Source organism: Methylobacterium sp. J-078 (assembly GCF_022829285.1).
Lineage (GTDB): Bacteria > Pseudomonadota > Alphaproteobacteria > Rhizobiales > Beijerinckiaceae > Methylobacterium.
On record NZ_JAKSYI010000048.1, the window covers coordinates 1 to 16,725 of the forward strand.

Annotated in this window: 16 protein-coding genes and 1 pseudogene; 4 read left to right on the forward strand and 13 right to left on the reverse strand. The window is 69.7% G+C overall.

The genetic code is table 11. From position 1 onward, the window contains the following. Nucleotides 1–142 precede the first annotated feature (142 nt). A pseudogene (locus MKK58_RS04630) lies at nt 143–469 on the reverse strand (porin family protein); the annotation flags it as partial. Between the two features lie 407 nt (nt 470–876). Between MKK58_RS04630 and MKK58_RS04635 the strand changes: the two are divergent. Next, nucleotides 877–1,173, forward strand: coding sequence for a hypothetical protein (locus tag MKK58_RS04635; protein WP_243910993.1), 297 nt, complete (start codon nt 877–879; stop codon nt 1,171–1,173). On the opposite strand, the gene bchE is transcribed toward MKK58_RS04635, so the two are convergent. The 5 genes from bchE to MKK58_RS04660 form a co-directional block, all read right to left on the reverse strand. Beyond that, nucleotides 1,163–2,689, reverse strand: coding sequence for a magnesium-protoporphyrin IX monomethyl ester anaerobic oxidative cyclase (gene bchE / locus MKK58_RS04640; RefSeq protein ID WP_243910994.1), 1,527 nt, complete (start codon nt 2,687–2,689; stop codon nt 1,163–1,165). The genes MKK58_RS04635 and bchE overlap by 11 nt on opposite strands. A gap of 35 nt (nt 2,690–2,724) precedes the next feature. Next, nucleotides 2,725–3,432 (reverse strand): di-trans,poly-cis-decaprenylcistransferase, encoded by a 708-nt coding sequence (locus MKK58_RS04645; RefSeq protein ID WP_243910995.1) that lies wholly within the window; start codon nt 3,430–3,432, stop codon nt 2,725–2,727. Between the two features lie 64 nt (nt 3,433–3,496). Further along, nucleotides 3,497–3,901, reverse strand: a complete 405-nt coding sequence (locus MKK58_RS04650; RefSeq protein ID WP_243911022.1) for a transcriptional regulator — start codon at nt 3,899–3,901, stop codon at nt 3,497–3,499. Nucleotide 3,902: 1 nt separating this feature from the next. Next, nucleotides 3,903–4,520, reverse strand: coding sequence for a hypothetical protein (locus MKK58_RS04655; protein ID WP_243910996.1), 618 nt, complete (start codon nt 4,518–4,520; stop codon nt 3,903–3,905). Nucleotides 4,521–4,609: 89 nt separating this feature from the next. Then, nucleotides 4,610–5,335, reverse strand: coding sequence for an aspartate/glutamate racemase family protein (locus MKK58_RS04660; protein ID WP_243910997.1), 726 nt, complete (start codon nt 5,333–5,335; stop codon nt 4,610–4,612). 222 nt (nt 5,336–5,557) lie between these two features. Here MKK58_RS04660 and MKK58_RS04665 point away from each other — a divergent pair, with 222 nt between their 5' ends. Together MKK58_RS04665 and MKK58_RS04670 are read left to right on the forward strand one after the other, a co-directional pair. Further along, complete coding sequence (locus tag MKK58_RS04665; protein WP_243910998.1) at nt 5,558–7,177, forward strand: DEAD/DEAH box helicase; 1,620 nt, start codon at nt 5,558–5,560, stop codon at nt 7,175–7,177. A 107-nt stretch (nt 7,178–7,284) separates the two neighbouring features. Further along, entirely contained in the window at nt 7,285–8,340 is a 1,056-nt protein-coding gene (locus MKK58_RS04670) for a sensor domain-containing diguanylate cyclase (RefSeq protein WP_243910999.1), read from the forward strand. Nucleotides 8,341–8,358: 18 nt separating this feature from the next. On the opposite strand, the gene MKK58_RS04675 is transcribed toward MKK58_RS04670, so the two are convergent. Next, nucleotides 8,359–8,736 (reverse strand): HesB/IscA family protein, encoded by a 378-nt coding sequence (locus tag MKK58_RS04675; RefSeq protein WP_243911000.1) that lies wholly within the window; start codon nt 8,734–8,736, stop codon nt 8,359–8,361. 155 nt (nt 8,737–8,891) lie between these two features. Between MKK58_RS04675 and MKK58_RS04680 the strand changes: the two genes are divergently transcribed. Beyond that, entirely contained in the window at nt 8,892–9,488 is a 597-nt protein-coding gene (locus tag MKK58_RS04680) for a Uma2 family endonuclease (protein WP_243911001.1), read from the forward strand. A 7-nt stretch (nt 9,489–9,495) separates the two neighbouring features. Here the strand turns inward: MKK58_RS04680 and MKK58_RS04685 are convergent, their stop codons facing one another. The 6 genes from MKK58_RS04685 to MKK58_RS04710 form a co-directional block, all read right to left on the reverse strand. Continuing rightward, entirely contained in the window at nt 9,496–9,876 is a 381-nt protein-coding gene (locus MKK58_RS04685) for an SUF system Fe-S cluster assembly protein (RefSeq protein ID WP_238277884.1), read from the reverse strand. A gap of 10 nt (nt 9,877–9,886) precedes the next feature. Next, a complete protein-coding gene (locus MKK58_RS04690; RefSeq protein ID WP_243911002.1) occupies nt 9,887–11,131 on the reverse strand; it encodes a cysteine desulfurase in 1,245 nt (414 codons plus the stop codon). Nucleotides 11,132–11,206: 75 nt separating this feature from the next. Continuing rightward, a complete protein-coding gene (gene sufD, locus MKK58_RS04695) occupies nt 11,207–12,529 on the reverse strand; it encodes a Fe-S cluster assembly protein SufD (protein WP_243911003.1) in 1,323 nt (440 codons plus the stop codon). 1 nt (nt 12,530) lies between these two features. After that, nucleotides 12,531–13,283, reverse strand: coding sequence for a Fe-S cluster assembly ATPase SufC (sufC, locus tag MKK58_RS04700; protein ID WP_243911004.1), 753 nt, complete (start codon nt 13,281–13,283; stop codon nt 12,531–12,533). 493 nt (nt 13,284–13,776) lie between these two features. Next, nucleotides 13,777–15,246, reverse strand: coding sequence for a Fe-S cluster assembly protein SufB (gene sufB, locus MKK58_RS04705; protein WP_243911005.1), 1,470 nt, complete (start codon nt 15,244–15,246; stop codon nt 13,777–13,779). A 67-nt stretch (nt 15,247–15,313) separates the two neighbouring features. Further along, on the reverse strand, nt 15,314–16,474 hold the full coding sequence (locus tag MKK58_RS04710) for a cysteine desulfurase family protein (protein WP_243911006.1): 1,161 nt from the start codon (nt 16,472–16,474) through the stop codon (nt 15,314–15,316). Between the last annotated feature and the right edge of the window lie 251 nt (nt 16,475–16,725).

A 16,725-nucleotide genomic window follows, 5' to 3' on the forward strand; every position in this document is an offset into this window, starting at 1 on the left:
AGGGGGAAGCCTGCGCGTCCGTACATCGTCCGCTTGAGCATTTTCAGGCGGCTAATCCGACCCTCCGCCTGACCGTTGCTCCATGACGTCGTCAACGCGGCACGCACCGCCGCTCCGTCCCGCTCCAGACCAGCAGCGAACCGACACCGGAGCCCGGGGTGAACCGGTAGTTGTAGCCGATCTGACCGCCGCCAACGAAGCCTTCGTTATTGTTGCGGTTGTTGAAGCTCACCGCGCCGACCGTGCCGGGGGCGAAGACGGGCGCGGTGGCCAGCACGCTGGTCGTGCGGTTGTTGTCGTTGCCCGTGCCGAAGCCGTAGCCGGCGTTGATACCGGCATAGAAGCCGGTCCAGGTGAACACCGGCACCGGCACGAACACCGGGGGAGCCGCGCGGCGCGGAAGGTCGGCGGCCGAAGCGACGGCGGTCAGGCCGGCGAGCACGGTGGAGGCGAGAAGCAGTCTTTTCATTTTACCTGGTCCTGGTTGGCGAAAGCCGGCGTGCTTGTAGGCCCTGGCCGCCGTCGGGTCTGTCGCTTTCCTGCAACAAGGCCACGGGTTACGCCCCCAGACGTCAAGGAAGGGTAAAGGTTAGTCGGGGTTCATCTCTGGGCTTGATCGTCTGTGTCCTGACGCACATGGGTCGGCTCACCTGTTCTCCCGCGTCGTGTAGCCTCGTGAAAATTCAAGATATGATCCGCTGATTTTTCGACCGCCCCCATTGCCTGGAGTTTTACTGCCGCTTGCCCGGGCGAAGTGCTTTTTAGTGCCGGGTGGCTGACCCGGCACGCCGGTGCGGGAACCCGATCTTAACCCTGATGGCGGATCGTCCAGCCCGATCGGTCCAACCCGGGGCCGCACCGATGAACGTGCCTGCCATGCTCCCTCCCAGCCGCTTCGTGGACATTCCCCGTGGGGAGAATCCGATGCCGGAGCGGGAGGAGGCCGTCGCCCGTCCGCCCGCCACGCTGCTGCCCTGGGCGATCAAGTTGAGCTTGGCGATCGGCCTCGTCGCCCTCGCGGCGACCCAGTATCTCTCACGCGCGGTGGAGACCGGGCCGCGTCAGCGCGAGGCCCGCGCCGGGCAGGCCGAGCCCGAGACCACGGGTTCGATCGGACAGGCCGCCGGCCGCTCGTTCCTCGACCCCTGCACGGCCGCCGGCCTCAGGCGCTGAGGCGCGGCGCGACCGGGCGCTCGGCCCGTGTCGCCCGCATCGATTCTTCCTCCGCCTCCTGCGGCTGACCCCAGAAGGCGGCGACGCTCGGGCCGTCCCGCACGCGCGGGTCGCGCAGAAAGCCCCGGATCTCGTGCGGCCAGACCCGCCGGCCCATGCGGGTGTACCAGCGCATGGCATGGCGCAGGCCTCGATCCGGATGGAACAGGACTCGCGCCAGCGCTCTCGGCCGGCCCTGGACACAAAGCTCGATGAGTTTGAACCAGAACAGCACGCGCCAGGGCGGCATGTGCCGGGTCGCGAGCACTTGATGCTTGTAGTCCCAGAGCCGACGATCCGTTTGGATCACCCGACGCTCCGCTGCCTGCCGGAAATACGGCGTCCAGCGATGAGGCGTCACATAGAGCATCTGGATCTGGTCGGGGTCATAGGAAAGGAGCTGGCGCAGGCCGCGCCAGTAATCCCGGTCGGTTTCCTCCTCGAAGCCCACCACCCAGGTCGCCATGGAGAGGATGCCGTGCCGGCGCAGCAGACGGATGGCCTCGCGGTCGGTCTTCGTCGCCGCCCCCTTGCGGATTCGGGCGAGGGTGGTTTCGTCCGTGCTCTCCAGCCCGAGGAGGAAGCGCGCCCAGCCCGCCCGCTTGTAGAGGTGGAGGATGTCGGCGTCGCGCACGATGTCGTCGGCGCGAGTGGAGCCCACCAGGATCAGGTCGACCTCCTCGGCGATCAGCGCCTCGAGGAAGGTCCGCCATGCCCGGGGCGACACGGTGGGGTTCTCGTCGGCGAAGTTGATGACCCGTACGCCGTGCTCCCGGTGGAGGCGTGCGAGTTCCCGCGCGAAGCGGACCGGGTCGCGATGCCGCCAGCGGGTCCAGAATCCGCGCTGGCCGCAATAGTTGCAGAGGTGGGGGCAGCCCCGCGAGAACTGCACCACCACCGCCCGCAGGCCGCCCCAGTAGCTGTAGCGGGCATGGTCGATGAGTTCCCAGCCGACCCGGTAGGCGTCGAGGTCGCGGATTACCGCCGCATCCGGCGTCGCCCTGGGGCCCGCCGCGTCCCGGAAGGCGATGCCTGGCACCGCCGCGAGCGACGCGCCCGTTGCCAGGGCCGCCATCAGGCGTCGGGCCGTCTCCTCGCCCTCCCCGCGCACGATTGCGGTGACGCAGGGCTCGTCGCGCAGGATTTCGCGCCAATGATAGGTCGGAAACACCCCGCCATAGACGATGGGCGTTCCCGGCAGGGCCACGGCCATGGCGGCGGCCACCTCCGCGATGACGGGATGGCCCGAGGTCGAGCCGGAATGGCCGAACAGGATCGCTTCCGGGCGCCAGGCCTGCGCCTGGGCCACGAGGTCCAGGGTCGCCGCCGGCCCGAACTCCCCGTCGAGGAGGCGCACCGTGTGGCCGTCGTCGAGGAGGGGGCCGCCCACGGCGAGCAGTCCGAGGGGCGGAAGGTGGTCGTCCGGAATCCGACTGCCGATGGCGGGATGGGGTACGTTGACGAGCAGGATCCGCATGGCGGCTCTCCCTGGATGACGGGACCCGGGCGCCCTCAGGCGGCCCGGGCGGGCGCGGCGAGGCCGCCGAAGCGGCGTTCCCGGCCGGCGAAGGCGGCGAGCGCGGCGGCGAGGTCGTCCGCGTCGAAATCCGGCCAGTGTCCTTGCGTGAAGTGCAACTCGGCATAGGCGCTCTCCCAGAGCAGGAAATCCGAGAGGCGCTGTTCGCCGCTGGTGCGGATGACGAGGTCCACGTCGGGAACCGCCCCGCCGCTCACCGCCCGGCCGAACGCGGCCGGGGACGGGTCGGCCGAGGCCGCCAGCGCGGCGGCGGCGGCCAGGATCGCGGCGCGGGCCGAGTAGTCGATCGCGATGCGCAGGTGCAGGCGGGTGCCCCCCGCCGTCAGGTCCTCCGCCCGGCCGATGGCCTCGGCGAGCCCCGCCGGCAGGCGGTCGCGTCGGCCGATCGCGGTCAGGCGCACGCCGGCCCCGGCGAGGCGCCCGGTCTCCGCGCGCAGGTAGCGCTGCAGGAGGCCCATCAGCGCGGAGACCTCGTCAGGCGGTCGGCGCCAGTTGTCGCTGGAGAAGGCGTAGAGGGTCAGCGTGCCGATGCCCTGGTCCGGAGCCGCCTCCACCACCCTGCGGATCGCCGCGACGCCGGCCTTGTGCCCGAGGACCCGCGGCAGGCCGCGGGCGACGGCCCAGCGGCCGTTGCCGTCCATGATGATGCCGACGTGGAGTCCGCTCTGCAAAGGGCTTTGCATGGTAAAGTTTCCTGGCACGTGAAGGTCGGATCTCGGGCGCGACCGGGTCAGGTCGGGACGGGGCTCAGGCCGGCTGGGGCCGGCCGCCTCGCGCGGCGGGCTTCTCCGGGGCTGCGTCCGCGTCCCGGGCCGCCTCGGCGGCGTCGCGCACCACGCGCTCCAGCACGGCGAGGTAGTCGAGGAAGCGCCGGCGCCCGGCGGCGGTGAGGCCGCAGGTGGTCTGGGGCCGGTTGCCCTCGTAGCCCTTGCGGATCTCCACGAGGCCCGCCTCCTGCAGCACCTGGAGGTGGCGGCTCAGATTGCCGTCGGTGAGGCCGCAGAGCTGCTTGAGGGCGGCGAAGGCGAGACCCTTGGGATGGGCGATCAGCGAGGTGAGCAGCCCGAGGCGGGCCTTCTCGTGGATCACCCGGTCGAGTCCGTCATAGGCGAAGGGGGCGGCCGCGGGCTCGCCCGTCTCGGTCTTGCCCATCTCAATCCTGGGCATCGTCGGCCTCCGAGGCGGCGCGGATCACCAGGGCCATCAGGCCCTGGCCGACCGCGAAGGGAACGCCCATCGCCCAGGGCGAGAGGTGGCGGCCCTCCCCCGACACCACCAGCACCGCGAGGCCGGCGACGAGATACCAGGCGCCCACGAGGGCGACCCCGCGCGGCATGACCCGGATTCCGGCGAAAATTCCGAGGCTGACCAGCACCTGCCACAGGCCCGGCAGCAGCCACAGGTTCTCCGGCGAGACCCGCGCCAGCACCAGGGCGAGGAGGGCGCCGGCGGCGCCCGCCGGCAGGAACTGCTCGACGGCGTCGTGGATCATCGCGTCTCCGAGGCCGCCCGTGTGCCGGCGGGCGCGGGCCCGCATCTCCGCACCGATCAGCGCGAGGGCGATCACGGCGGTGACGATCCAGGCGCCGAAATAGGCCAGGGGCCGGCCATCCGGGTCGTCGAGGAGGAGGGATTGCACCGTCGCGGTGGCGAGGGCGAGCGCGGCGGTGGCCGCGAAGGCAGCCGGGCCGTAGCCGCTGAAGGCTGTGCCCCGGACCAGCTGCGAGCGGATCGCGACGATGTCGGCCAGGGCTTTGTCGAGATCGCTCATGCGACCCTTCCCAGTAAACTCTGCGATGTAAAGTATCCTGAAGCGCAAAGTCGATGCAAGGCTTTTCTTTGCGATGCAAAGCGGCGCGGTCAGGTCTCCGCGAGGAGGCGCGCCAGGGCCGGGGCGAGGCCGGTGCTGGCGAGCCCGGGCGCGCCGCGTTCCGGGCGCGCAGCCCCGGCGGCGACCAGGACCGCGTGCGTGCCGGCCTCCACCGAGCAGAGGACCGGCACGGGCACGGCGGGCTGGATGCGCGCGGCGAGCCCGGCCAGGGCCGCGCCCCCGAGGATCACGGCCTCGGCGCCGTCCGCCTCGGCGCAGGCCCGGCAGGCGGCGGCGAGGAGGCCGAGGGCCGCGTCGGGGTCGGCGGCGATCTCGCCCCCTGTCGGCGCGACCGCGCGCACGCCCGCGAACCGCTCGGCGAGGCCGATGGCCGCGACGAACTCGGTCAGCATCGGTTCCCAGAGGGCGCCCCCGGTGACGATGGCGAAGCGCCGTCCGCCGCTGGCGGCCGCCCGGCAGGCGGCGTCGGCCATGCCCACCACGGGGACCGGCGAGACCTCGCGCAGGGCCGCGAGTCCCGGATCGCCGAAGCAGGCGAGGTAGACGGCGTCGCAGCCGGCGACGTGCTCGGCGAGGGCATCGAGGGCGGCGTGGCCGGCGATGGCCGCCGCCGCCCGGCTCGCGATGTAGCGCGCCCCGAACCGCCCCGTGGCGGGCACCAGGGTGATTCCCGCCCCGGCCACCGACCGGACATGGCCCGCCACGAGATCGGTGACGGACGGGGTGGTGTTCGGGTTGATGAGCAGGATGCGCAAGGCGGGACGAACCTCGGGGCCGGGCCGGCGCGGCGCGCGCCTGCGGATAAGCCGCCCTGCCGAGGGTGGCCTCGATTGACAAGGCGGCGCAAGGCCCTAAGTGTCCCCGCAACGCGTGTGCGCGGCGGGTCGTGTCGAAGCCGCCCTTTCTGCCAGCCGTCGCCGTGTCGATGTCCTCCGCGCCGGTTGGTCCATTCCCGCGCGCAACGGTTCTCATAGAATATGTCTTTTGCCGACCTCGGATTGAGCGACAAGGTCCTCCAGGCCGTCACGGCGGCCGGCTACTCCGAGCCGACGCCGATCCAGGCCCAGGCCATCCCCCACGTGCTCGCGCGCCGCGACGTCCTCGGCATCGCCCAGACCGGCACCGGCAAGACGGCGGCCTTCACGCTGCCGATGCTGACGCTGCTGGAGAACGGCCGCGCCCGCGCCCGCATGCCCCGCACGCTGATCCTGGAGCCGACGCGCGAGCTCGCCGCCCAGGTGGTCGAAAACTTCGATCGCTACGGCATCAACCACAAGCTCAACGTCGCCCTGATCATCGGCGGCGTCTCCTTCGCCGAGCAGGACGCCAAGCTGATGCGCGGCACCGACGTGCTGATCGCGACGCCGGGCCGGCTCCTCGACCATTTCGAGCGCGGCAAGCTGCTGCTCACCGGCGTCGAGCTCCTCGTCATCGACGAGGCCGACCGCATGCTCGACATGGGGTTCATCCCCGACATCGAGCGCATCGTGAAGATGGTGCCCTTCACGCGCCAGACCCTGTTCTTCTCGGCCACGATGCCGCCGGAGATCGAGCGGCTGGCCGACATGTTCCTGCACACGCCCCAGCGGATCGAGGTGGCCCGGCCCGCCTCCACCGCCGCGACCATCGTGCAGAAGCTCGTGGCGACCCCCTCGGAGGGTCACGAGAAGCGCGACCTCCTGCGCCGCCTCATCCGCGGCGAGGCCGAGCTGAACAACGGCATCATCTTCTGCAACCGCAAGCGTGACGTGGCGCTGCTGCAGAAGTCCCTGGCGAGCCACGGCTTCAACGTGGCGGCGCTCCACGGCGACATGGACCAGCGCGCCCGCACCATCGCGCTGGACGGCTTCCGCTCGGGCGAGGTGCCGCTCCTGGTGGCCAGCGACGTGGCGGCGCGCGGGCTCGACATCCCGGCGGTGAGCCACGTCTTCAACTTCGACGTGCCGCATCACCCGGAAGACTACGTCCACCGGATCGGCCGTACCGGCCGCGCCGGCCGCGCCGGCCACGCCTTCACCCTGGTCAGCCGCGCCGACGAGCGCTCGCTCCACGCCATCGAGGCCCTGATCGGGCAGCCGATTCCCTGGGCCGAGGGCGACCTCGCCTCGGTGCCGGAATCCACCACCCCCTCCGAGGATGGGGAATCGACGCGTACCCGCTACCGCGGCAAGGCCGGCAGCGGCCGCCGCCTGCGCCCGGGCGCGGGCAAGTCGGCGGCCGGACGGTCCGAGACGGCCCGATCCGAAGGCGGAAGGTCCGAGAACGCCAAGTCCGAGAACGCCAAGTCCGAGGGTGGTAAATCCGAGGGCAAGCCGGAGGGCCGCTCGCCCAAGCGCGACGGGCGCGGCGGCAGGTCCGCCACCCGTCGTGCCGCGCCGGAGCGCGCGCCGTCCGTCCAGGCCGAGATCGCCGAGCGCGAGGCCGCGCCCGCCTCCCCCGCGGCCCAGCGGGCGCCACGCCCCGAGCGGTCGCGCGAGGAGCGCCGTCCCCCGCCCCGGCGCCGGGGTGACGAGGACGAGGGCGAGACGCCGGTCGGCCTCGGCTCGCACGTCCCGGCCTTCCTGCTGCGTCCGGCGGTGGTCAAGTCACCCAAATGAGCCGCCCTTAACCCCCTCTGCACCAACACCTCCCTAGGGTGCATCGCGCGGGTGCGCCCTCTCTTCGGGGGCGCCTGCGGACGATGCGACGGACGGACGGGCGGACGATGGACGGCACACATGGCGATCGCGACCGGAGCTTCGCGCTGGCCGAGCGCGCCAACACCCTGATGCGCGATTACGGGCCCTCGGCGGCGCCGCGCTCCTACGCCGTCTGGTACGCCTACGTCTCCGGCACGCAGCCGTTGCTGAACGACGCCCTCAAGCGCCTGACGGCGGCCTCCGCCGCCCTCACCGAGGAGGACATCGAGACCCTCTACCGGACCTATCTCGACCCGAGCCGCCTGTCGGCCGCCACGGAGCATGCCAGCACCGGCGTGCTGACCGAGATCGCCGGCGTCATGGAGGTGCTCGACCTTTCGCTCGGCTCCACCGCCCAGTACGGTGAATCGCTCCGCGCCCTGGCGCACGACCTCGACGGCACCGCCCCGAGCCAGGCCGCCGTGCACCGGATCGTCGCAGCCCTGGTGGCGACGACGCGGGAGGTCAGCGCCAACAACCGCACCCTCGAGGCCCGCATGCGCGAGAGCCGCAGCGAGATCGAGGCCCTGCGCGAGACCCTGGAGGCGACGCGGCTGGAGAGCCTCACCGACCCGCTCACCGGCCTGTCGAACCGCAAGCATTTCGAGGACAGCCTGGGCAAGCTGGTGCAAGGCGCCTCCGCGGCCGCGCCGGCCGGGCTGATCGTCATCGACGTCGATTCGTTCAAGCGCTTCAACGACGTCTACGGCCACATCACCGGCGATCAGGTTCTACGCCTCGTGGCCGTGGTCATGCGCGAGCAGGTCAAGAGCCGCGCCATCCTCGCCCGCTTCGGCGGCGAGGAATTCGCCATGCTGCTGCCGGACACCAACCGTGCCACCGCCCGGGCCATCGCCGAGAAGGTCCGCATCAGCGTGATGGCGCGCGAACTCGTCAAGCGCTCCACGGGCGAGTCCCTCGGCAAGGTGACGATCTCCCTCGGGCTCGCGATGACGCGGCCCGGCGACACGGCCGTGTCGCTCCTGGAGCGCGCCGACCAGTGCATGTTCAGCGCCAAGCGCGACGGCCGCAACCGCACCGTCGACGACGCGGAGGCGGCGCACCTGTCCGACGTCGCCTGAGATGGCGCGGTGGGCGGCTCAGGCGCGCGCGCCGACCGCCTCGGGGTTCACCGGGGTGATCGCCACGGACTCGCCGCAGCCGCAGGCCGAGGTCTGGTTCGGGTTGTTGAACACGAACTGGGACGAGAGCTTGCTGGTCTGGAAGTCCATCTGCGTGCCCAGCAGGAACAGCAGCGCCTTCGGATCGACGAAGACGGTGACGCCGCGATCCTCGACCCGGTCCTCGCCGGGCTTCTGCGCCTCGGCGTATTCCATGGTGTAGGACATGCCGGCGCAGCCGCCGTTCTTCACGCCGACGCGCAGGCCCGCGATGGGCCGGTCCGCATCGGCGATGATCGCCTTGATGCGCGTCGCCGCCGCGTCGGTCAGCGACAGGACCTGGAACTTGGATGCCATGATGTCTCTCCGACGGCCGGGTTCAAGGCCCGGGCGGGTGAGGGTGATCGAACCCGGTTAAGATAAGGATTGCGGAGCCCGGGGTCCATGGGCGACCGCGCAGGAAGCGACGCCCTGTGGTAGGGTGGCGCGACGGAAGCCCAGGAAGGATCGTCATGGCAGACGCCGCACGCCTCACCATGACGCCCGAGGATTTCTTCGTCTGGCAGCGCGACCAGGACGAACTCTACGAACTCGTCGACGGCTACCCAGTGCCGCGGCACCGGATGATGACCGGGGCCAGCATGCAGCACGACCGGGCGACGGTGAACATCATCATCAGCCTCGGGACGCAACTGCGCGGGACATCCTGCCGTCCGACCACTGCCGACATCGCGCTCCGGACCAGCATCCGGGGCTTGCGCCGGCCCGACGTGATGGTCGAGTGCGCGCCCCTGGTCCAGGACACCTACGAGGCGCGAGAGCCGAAGCTCGTCGTCGAGGTGGCGTCACCTTCGACCACCACGATCGACCAGACCCGCAAGGTCGAGGAGTACAAGCGCCACCCGACCCTGGCCTACATCCTCCTCGTCGAGACGCTGAAGCCGCAGGCCTTGCTCTACCGGCGCCTCGGAGAGGGATGGGATATCGAGACCTTCGAGGGACTCGACGCCGTCATCGGCCTGCCCGCCATCGGCGCGACGCTGGCGATGGCGGACATCTATGACGGCCTGAGCTTCCCGCCGCGCCGGGATCTCGCGTCCGAGGCCTGAGCCTCCGCTACCACATGTCCAGGGCGACGCGGGCCTCGTCCGACATCCGGCTCTGGTCCCACGGCGGGTCGAACACCATGGTGACGGCGCAGGACTGGACGCCCGGTACCGCGGCGACCGCCGTCTCGACCCAGCCCGGCATCTCGCCGGCCACGGGACAGCCCGGGGCCGTGAGGGTCATGTCGATGGCAACCTTGCGGTCGTCGGCGATGTCGACCTTGTAGATCAGGCCGAGCTCATAGATGTCGGCCGGGATCTCGGGATCGTAGACGCTCTTCAGGGCGACCACGATGTCGTCGGTCAGGCGGTCGAGTTCCTCGGGCGGGATCGCCGAGTCGCTCGCGATGGTGGGGGTGTTGGCCCCGCCGGTGATGGCTGCGTCGCTCATGGTCTGGTCCTCAGGCGAACATCATCTCGGCCTTGGCAAGCGCCTCGGCGAGGGCGTCGACTTCTTCCGTGGTGTTATACAGTCCGAACGAGGCGCGACAGGTGGAGGTCGCGCCGAAACGTGTGAGGAGCGGCATGGCGCAGTGCGTGCCCGCCCGGATCGCCACGCCGTAGCGGTCGATCACGGTGGCGATGTCGTGGGCGTGCGCCCCCTTCATCTCGAAGGCGATGACGCCGCCCTTGTCCTTGGCGGTGCCGATCATCCGCAGGGAATTCATGGCGCCGAGGCGGTCCTGGGCGTAGGCGAGGAGCGAGGCCTCGTGGGCGGCGATCCTGTCGCGGCCGAGCGTCATCATGAATTCCAGCGCCGCGCCGAGGCCCACCGCCTCGACGATCGCCGGCGTGCCGGCCTCGAAGCGGTGCGGCGGATCGTTGTAGGTGACCGTGTCCTGGGAGACGGTGCGGATCATCTCGCCGCCGCCCTGGTAGGGGGGCAGGCGCTCCAGCCATTCCCGCTTGCCGTAGAGGACGCCGATGCCGGTGGGGCCGTAGACCTTGTGGCCCGTGAAGACGAAGAAGTCGCAATCGAGCGCCTTCACGTCGATGGGCTGGTGCACCGCGCTCTGCGCCCCGTCGAGGAGAACCGGCACCCCGTGGGCGTGGGCGATGCGCACGATCTCGGCGGCCGGCGTCACCGTGCCGAGCACGTTGGACATGTGGGTGATCGCCACCATCTTGGTGCGCGGCGTGAACAGCTTCTCGTATTCCTCGACGAGGAAGTTGCCCTGGTCGTCGACCGGTGCCCACTTGATCACGGCCCCGCGCCGCTCGCGCAGGAAGTGCCAGGGCACGATGTTGGAATGGTGCTCCATGATCGAGAGGATGATCTCGTCCCCCTCCCCGATCAGGCCCGCCCAGCCCATGGACGAGGCCACGAGGTTGTAGGCCTCGGTGGCGTTGCGGGTGAAGATGATCTCGTCGGTGGAGTCGGCGTTGAGGAACTGCCGCGTGGTCTCGCGCGCGCCCTCGAACCCTTCGGTGGCGGCGTTCGCCATGAAGTGCAGCCCGCGATGGACGTTGGCGTAACCCGTCTCCATGCAGTTCACCATGGCGTCGATGACCGCGCGCGGCTTCTGCGACGAGGCCGCATTGTCGAGATAGACCAGCGGCCGGCCATAGACCTTCTCGGCGAGGATCGGGAACTGGGCCCGGATCGCCGCGACGTCGTAGGGGGTGTTCAGGACGGGTGCGTTCATGGCGATACCTGTTGGGTGTCCGGCGCGCGCGACCCTTCCCCCCGCGCGAGGGGGAAGGGCCCTGTCGGGATGCGATCAGCCGCGCGCCGCGAGCCACGCCTCGATGGTGCCGACCAGCGCCTCGCGGGCGCCCTCGTGGCTGACCGACTCGATGGCCGCACCCAGGAAGGCCTGGACCAGCAGGCTCTCGGCTTCCGCCTTCGGCAGCCCGCGCTGCATCAGGTAGAACAGCAGGTCGTCGTCCAGCGCGCCGCAGGTGGCCCCGTGGCCGCAGGCGACGTCGTCGGCGAAGATCTCCAGCTCGGGCTTGTTCATCATCTGGCCGTCGTCGGACAGGATGAGGCAGGCCGACATCATCTTGCCGTCGGTCTGCTGGGCCGCCTGCTGGACGATGATCTTGCCCTGGAACACGCCCGTGGCCTCACCGTCCACCACGGTCTTGAACAGTTCGCGGCTCACCCCGCCGGTGGCGGCGTGGTCGGCCAGGAAGGTGGTGTCGGCGAGCTGGCGGCCGTTGAGCATGGCCGCCCCGTTCACCACCGCGCGGCCGTCGGCCCCGGCGAAGTTCAGGTAGACCTGGTGGCGCGAGAGCACGGCGCCCACGACCACGTTGACGGTCTCGACCGCCGACGCGGCGCCGAGTTTTACGGACAGCGTCGAGAGCGCCACGGCCTCGCGGCCCTCAGCGTTCAGGCGTGCGTGCCGGAAGGTGGCGGTGTCGGCCACCGTCACGTCGACGGCGTCGTTGGGCTGGTAGGCGATGCCGTCCGGTCCCTCGTGGCTCTCCAGCACCATGATCTCGGCGCCCTCCCCCAGGGTCACCAGCACGCGGGTGGCCGTCGAATAGGCCTCCGCGCCGGTGCCGATGAAGCGCAGGTGGAGCGGCGTCTCGACCTTGGCGCCGGCTTCGACGGCGATCAGTGCACCATCCGCCAGGAAGGCGGTGTTGAGCTGGTAGATCGCGTTCTCGGCGGCCTGGCGCACAGGCGTCAGCGTCTCGAGGAGCGGGTGGCCCTCGGTGAGGGCCCGCGTCAGCGGGGTCACGGTGACGCCGGCCGGGATGCGGCCGAGGTCGGATTCGGCCTCGATCAGGTGGCCGTTGACGAAGGTGAGGCGCACGGCCTCGATTCCCGCAAAGCCCTTGGCGCCCGCCACGGCCGCCTTGGCGTTCTCGGCCGAGGGCATCTCGGCCGGGTGGGCGGCATCGCGGAACGCCGAGCGCAGGTCGGTGTACTTGAAGGCCTCGACCCGCCGGGTCGGCAGGCCCACCGCCTCGAAGTAGCGGAACGCCTCCTCGCGGGCGATCGAGACGCCCGTGGGGTACTTCATCTTCGTGGCTTCGAAGAGCTTGGAGAGCCCGGTCTCGGCCGCGGTGCGGAGGGGGGTGATGTCGGCCATCTCAGGCGGCCTCGCCCGTGCGGTACTCGGCATAGCCGGAGGCTTCGAGGGCCTTGGCGAGGTCCTTGTCGCCCGACTTCACGATTTGGCCCTGCGACATGACGTGGACCACGTCCGGCACGATGTAGTCGAGCAGGCGCTGGTAGTGGGTGATGACGAGGAAGGAGCGGCCTTGCGCGCGCAGCGCGTTGACGCCCTCCGAAACGATGCGCAGGGCATCGATGTCGAGGCCAGAATCGGTCTCGTCGAGGACGCAGAACTTCGGCTCCAGGAGCGCCATCTGCAGGATCTCCATGCGCTTCTTCTCGCCGCCGGAGAACCCGACGTTGAGGGCGCGCTTGAGCATCTCCTTGTTGATCTCCAGCTTCTCGGCGGCAGCATTCACCTTGCGGATGAAGTCCGGGGTCGAGAGCTCGCCCTCGCCGCGCGCCCTGCGCTGGGCGTTGAGCGTCGCCTTGAGGAAGGTCATGGTGCCGACGCCGGGGATCTCCAGCGGGTACTGGAAGGCCAGGAACACGCCCGACGCCGCGCGCTCGTCCGGGCTCATCTCGAGGATGTTCACGCCGTCGAGCAGGATCTCGCCGTCCGTGACTTCATAATCCTCCTTGCCGGCGATGACGTAGGAGAGGGTCGACTTGCCCGAGCCGTTCGGCCCCATGATGGCGGCGACCTCGCCGTCGTTGACCGTGAGGTTGAGGCCGTTGAGGATCTGCTTGTCCTCGATGGCGACGGTGAGGTTCTTGATTTCGATCATGCGTTTAGTCCAATCTTTATTCTTACGGGGTGACGTATCCGGCGTTAACGCCCTTCGGATGCGCTCCCAAACTCATCGAGTTTAAAGTAACTGCAGCTGTGGATCCAAAAAGACCCCTTCCGGGCGGGATCTTCATGAAGTGCTACGGATAACAGTCTTTGTTCCGATGCTGCACTGAACAACACCGAAGCGAGACCGCAATTTCCGCCTTCGTTCGCTCCAAGGGAAACAATCTTGAGCTTGCTGGCGCCCGTTCCCTTGATCCATTTTACGACCGTTGCGTTTCCGACCGCTTCAGGGTCACGACCATCGTCCGCACGAAGGCGAACTTCGGTGACCCGTACCGCCGCAACGACAGAGGCCGTTCCGAGCCGATAAGCTGCCCGATCCGCATCGGTTTGAAGACCCTTCGGGAAGGGGCAGTCACACGAGATCGCGTGACTGCCTGTCCATAAGAGACCCAAGCCGGCTGCGATGACAGCCCGCATCGTTTTCAGCCCACCGAGCCTTCGAGGCTGATCGAGATCAGCTTCTGAGCTTCCACGGCGAACTCCATCGGCAGCTGCTGCAGCACGTCGCGGACGAAGCCGTTAACGATGAGCGCGGTCGCCTCCTCGTTGGAGAGGCCGCGCTGCTGGCAGTAGAACATCTGGTCTTCCGAGATCTTCGAGGTGGTGGCCTCGTGCTCGAACTGCGCGGAGGAATTCTTCGACTCGATGTACGGCACGGTGTGCGCCCCGCACTGGTCGCCGATGAGCAGCGAGTCGCAGTTCGTGAAGTTCCGCGCGCCGGTGGCCTTGCGGTGCGCCGAGACGAGGCCCCGGTAGGTGTTCTGTGAGCGTCCGGCGGAAATGCCCTTCGAGATGATCCGGCTGGTCGTGTTCTTGCCCAGATGGATCATCTTGGTGCCGGAATCGACCTGCTGCATGCCGTTCGACACCGCGATCGAGTAGAACTCGCCGCGGGAATTGTCGCCGCGCAGGATGCAGGACGGGTACTTCCAGGTGATGGCCGAGCCGGTCTCGACCTGCGTCCACGAGATCTTCGAGTTGGCGCCCCGGCAATCGCCGCGCTTCGTCACGAAGTTGTAGATGCCGCCCTTGCCCTCGTTGTCGCCGGGGTACCAGTTCTGCACCGTCGAGTACTTGATCTCAGCGTCGTCGAGGGCGACGAGCTCGACCACGGCGGCGTGGAGCTGGTTGTCGTCGCGCTTCGGGGCGGTGCAGCCCTCGAGATACGAGACGTAGGAGCCCTTGTCGGCGATGATCAGCGTGCGCTCAAACTGGCCGGTATCGCGCTCGTTGATGCGGAAATAGGTCGACAGCTCCATCGGGCAGCGCACGCCCGGCGGGATGTAGACGAACGAGCCGTCGGAGAAGACGGCCGAGTTCAGGGTCGCGAAGAAGTTGTCGGTCACGGGCACGACCGAACCGAGATACTTCTTCACGAGGTCCGGGTATTCGCGGATGGCCTCGGAGATCGGCATGAAGATCACGCCGGCCTTCGACAGCTCGGCCTTGAAGGTGGTGGCCACCGACACGGAATCGAACACCGCGTCCACGGCGACGCGGCGCTCGGGAGCGATCCCCTCCAGCACCTCGACCTCGCGCAGGGGAATGCCGAGCTTCTCGTAGGTCTTCAGGATCTCAGGGTCGATTTCATCCAGGGACATGGCGGCCGGACGCTTCGGGGCCGCGTAGTAGTAGATGTCCTTGTAGTCGACCTTGTCGTACGAGACGCGGGCCCAATCGGGCTCCTGCATGGTCTGCCAGCGCTTGTAGGCGTCGAGGCGCCAGGCCAGCATCCACTCGGGCTCGTCCTTCTTGGCCGAGATGAAGCGGATCACGTCCTCGGAGATGCCCTTCTCGGACTTCTCCATCTCGATCGTGGTCTCGAACCCGTACTTGTACTGGTCGAGGTCGATCGAGCGGACCCGATCGATGGTTTCCTGCACTGCAGGCATTATGCGTCTCCTGACATGCCCGGCGTCAAGGGCCGGGTGTTGGTCGGATGGCTTGGGAAGGCGGCACTCACGCCGCGTGCCCCTGCCGTCGATATAGGGTCTCCACCAGGCGTTCGCAGGCGGCGCGACACCGCGCTGCGTCGCTTTCGGTGCTGTTCCACCCGAGGCTCACGCGCAGGGCCCCCGCAGCCAGCGCAGGGGTGACGCCCATGGCCATGAGCACGGGCGAGCGCGCGACCTTGCCGGAGGCGCAGGCCGAGCCGGACGAGATCGCGACGCCCGAGAGGTCCAGCCGCATCAGCGCCGTCGGGGCGTCGAGCCCCGGAACGGCGAAGCTCAAGGTGTTGGGCAGGCGCGGGGCGCCGGCACCGAACACGGCGAGGTCGGGTGCGCGGGCCCGCAGGCCGGCCTCGATGCCGTCGCGCAAGGCCGCGAGGCGGTCCGCCTGCGCCGGATCGGCGAGGTCGGCGGCGACCCCCAGCCCAACGATGCCGGGCAGGTTCTCGGTGCCGCCGCGCAGGCGCGCCTCCTGGCCGCCGCCGCGCAGGAAGCCCTCGCCCAAGCTCACACCCTCGGCGAGCACCAGGGCGCCGACGCCCTTCGGCGCGCCGAACTTGTGCCCCGACAGGCTCAGGGCGTTGAGGCCGAGGGCGGCCATGTCGAGGGGAATCTTGCCGATGGCCTGGACGGCGTCCGAATGCACCAGAGCGCGCCCGTGCGCCCGGGCCAGGGCGACGATGGCCGCGAGCGGCTGGATCACGCCGGTCTCGTTGTTGGCGGCGTGAACGGAGATCAGCACGCCCGTCCCGGCATGCCGGGCGAGCAGCGTCTCCAGGGCGCTCAGGTCGATCACGCCGGCGGCGTCCACGGGCACGACGTCGACGGCGTCGGCCGGGAAGCGGTGGCCGGCCGCGACGCAGGGGTGCTCGGTGGCGCCGATGAGCAGGCGCGTCGGCGCGGGCTGCCCCGCGCGCGCCAGGGCCCCGGACAGGACCGCGTTGGCGGCCTCGGTGCCGCCGCTGGTGAACACCACCCGGCCCGTGCCGGCCCCCACCCGCCGGGCCACCGCCGCCCGGGCATGCTCCAGGGCGGCGCGGGCCGCCCGGCCCTCCGCGTGGATCGACGAGGGGTTGCCCGGCAGGTCGAGCGCCCGCGCCACGGCAGCCGCCACCTCCGGCCGAACCGGTGAGGTCGCGTTGTGGTCGAGGTAGGCGCGGGGCGAAATCATCCGGGAAAAACCATTGGCGGCGTCAAGTGCGAAAGCGACAAATCCTTGCTTTTGCCCCCCACGATCATGCTAAGGCGCCGTCACGATACGTGTTCCGGTTGCCCGTCGTGCGGGGACGCGCCGATCCGAAGCTGGCTCGACCGGCGCAGTTTAGAACGATTCTAGTTCGCTAGAATTATTCTAAGAGCGCTTTTAGGTTCGTGGCCCGGCGAGTCAAGGCACGCCTCGCGGCTTTGCCCAAGCCTCGGATG

Coding starts and splice junctions, on each gene's coding strand:
- MKK58_RS04680 (WP_243911001.1), top strand. CDS start 8,892: ATGGCAGACGCCGCACGCCTCACCATGACGCCCGAGGATTTCTTCGTC.
- MKK58_RS04670 (WP_243910999.1), top strand. CDS start 7,285: ATGGACGGCACACATGGCGATCGCGACCGGAGCTTCGCGCTGGCCGAG.
- MKK58_RS04690 (WP_243911002.1), bottom strand. CDS start 11,131: ATGAACGCACCCGTCCTGAACACCCCCTACGACGTCGCGGCGATCCGG.
- MKK58_RS04665 (WP_243910998.1), top strand. CDS start 5,558: ATGTCTTTTGCCGACCTCGGATTGAGCGACAAGGTCCTCCAGGCCGTC.
- MKK58_RS04655 (WP_243910996.1), bottom strand. CDS start 4,520: ATGAGCGATCTCGACAAAGCCCTGGCCGACATCGTCGCGATCCGCTCG.
- sufB (WP_243911005.1), bottom strand. CDS start 15,246: ATGCCTGCAGTGCAGGAAACCATCGATCGGGTCCGCTCGATCGACCTC.
- sufC (WP_243911004.1), bottom strand. CDS start 13,283: ATGATCGAAATCAAGAACCTCACCGTCGCCATCGAGGACAAGCAGATC.
- MKK58_RS04645 (WP_243910995.1), bottom strand. CDS start 3,432: ATGCAAAGCCCTTTGCAGAGCGGACTCCACGTCGGCATCATCATGGAC.
- MKK58_RS04685 (WP_238277884.1), bottom strand. CDS start 9,876: ATGAGCGACGCAGCCATCACCGGCGGGGCCAACACCCCCACCATCGCG.
- MKK58_RS04650 (WP_243911022.1), bottom strand. CDS start 3,901: ATGGGCAAGACCGAGACGGGCGAGCCCGCGGCCGCCCCCTTCGCCTAT.
- MKK58_RS04675 (WP_243911000.1), bottom strand. CDS start 8,736: ATGGCATCCAAGTTCCAGGTCCTGTCGCTGACCGACGCGGCGGCGACG.
- sufD (WP_243911003.1), bottom strand. CDS start 12,529: ATGGCCGACATCACCCCCCTCCGCACCGCGGCCGAGACCGGGCTCTCC.
- MKK58_RS04710 (WP_243911006.1), bottom strand. CDS start 16,474: ATGATTTCGCCCCGCGCCTACCTCGACCACAACGCGACCTCACCGGTT.
- MKK58_RS04635 (WP_243910993.1), top strand. CDS start 877: ATGCTCCCTCCCAGCCGCTTCGTGGACATTCCCCGTGGGGAGAATCCG.
- bchE (WP_243910994.1), bottom strand. CDS start 2,689: ATGCGGATCCTGCTCGTCAACGTACCCCATCCCGCCATCGGCAGTCGG.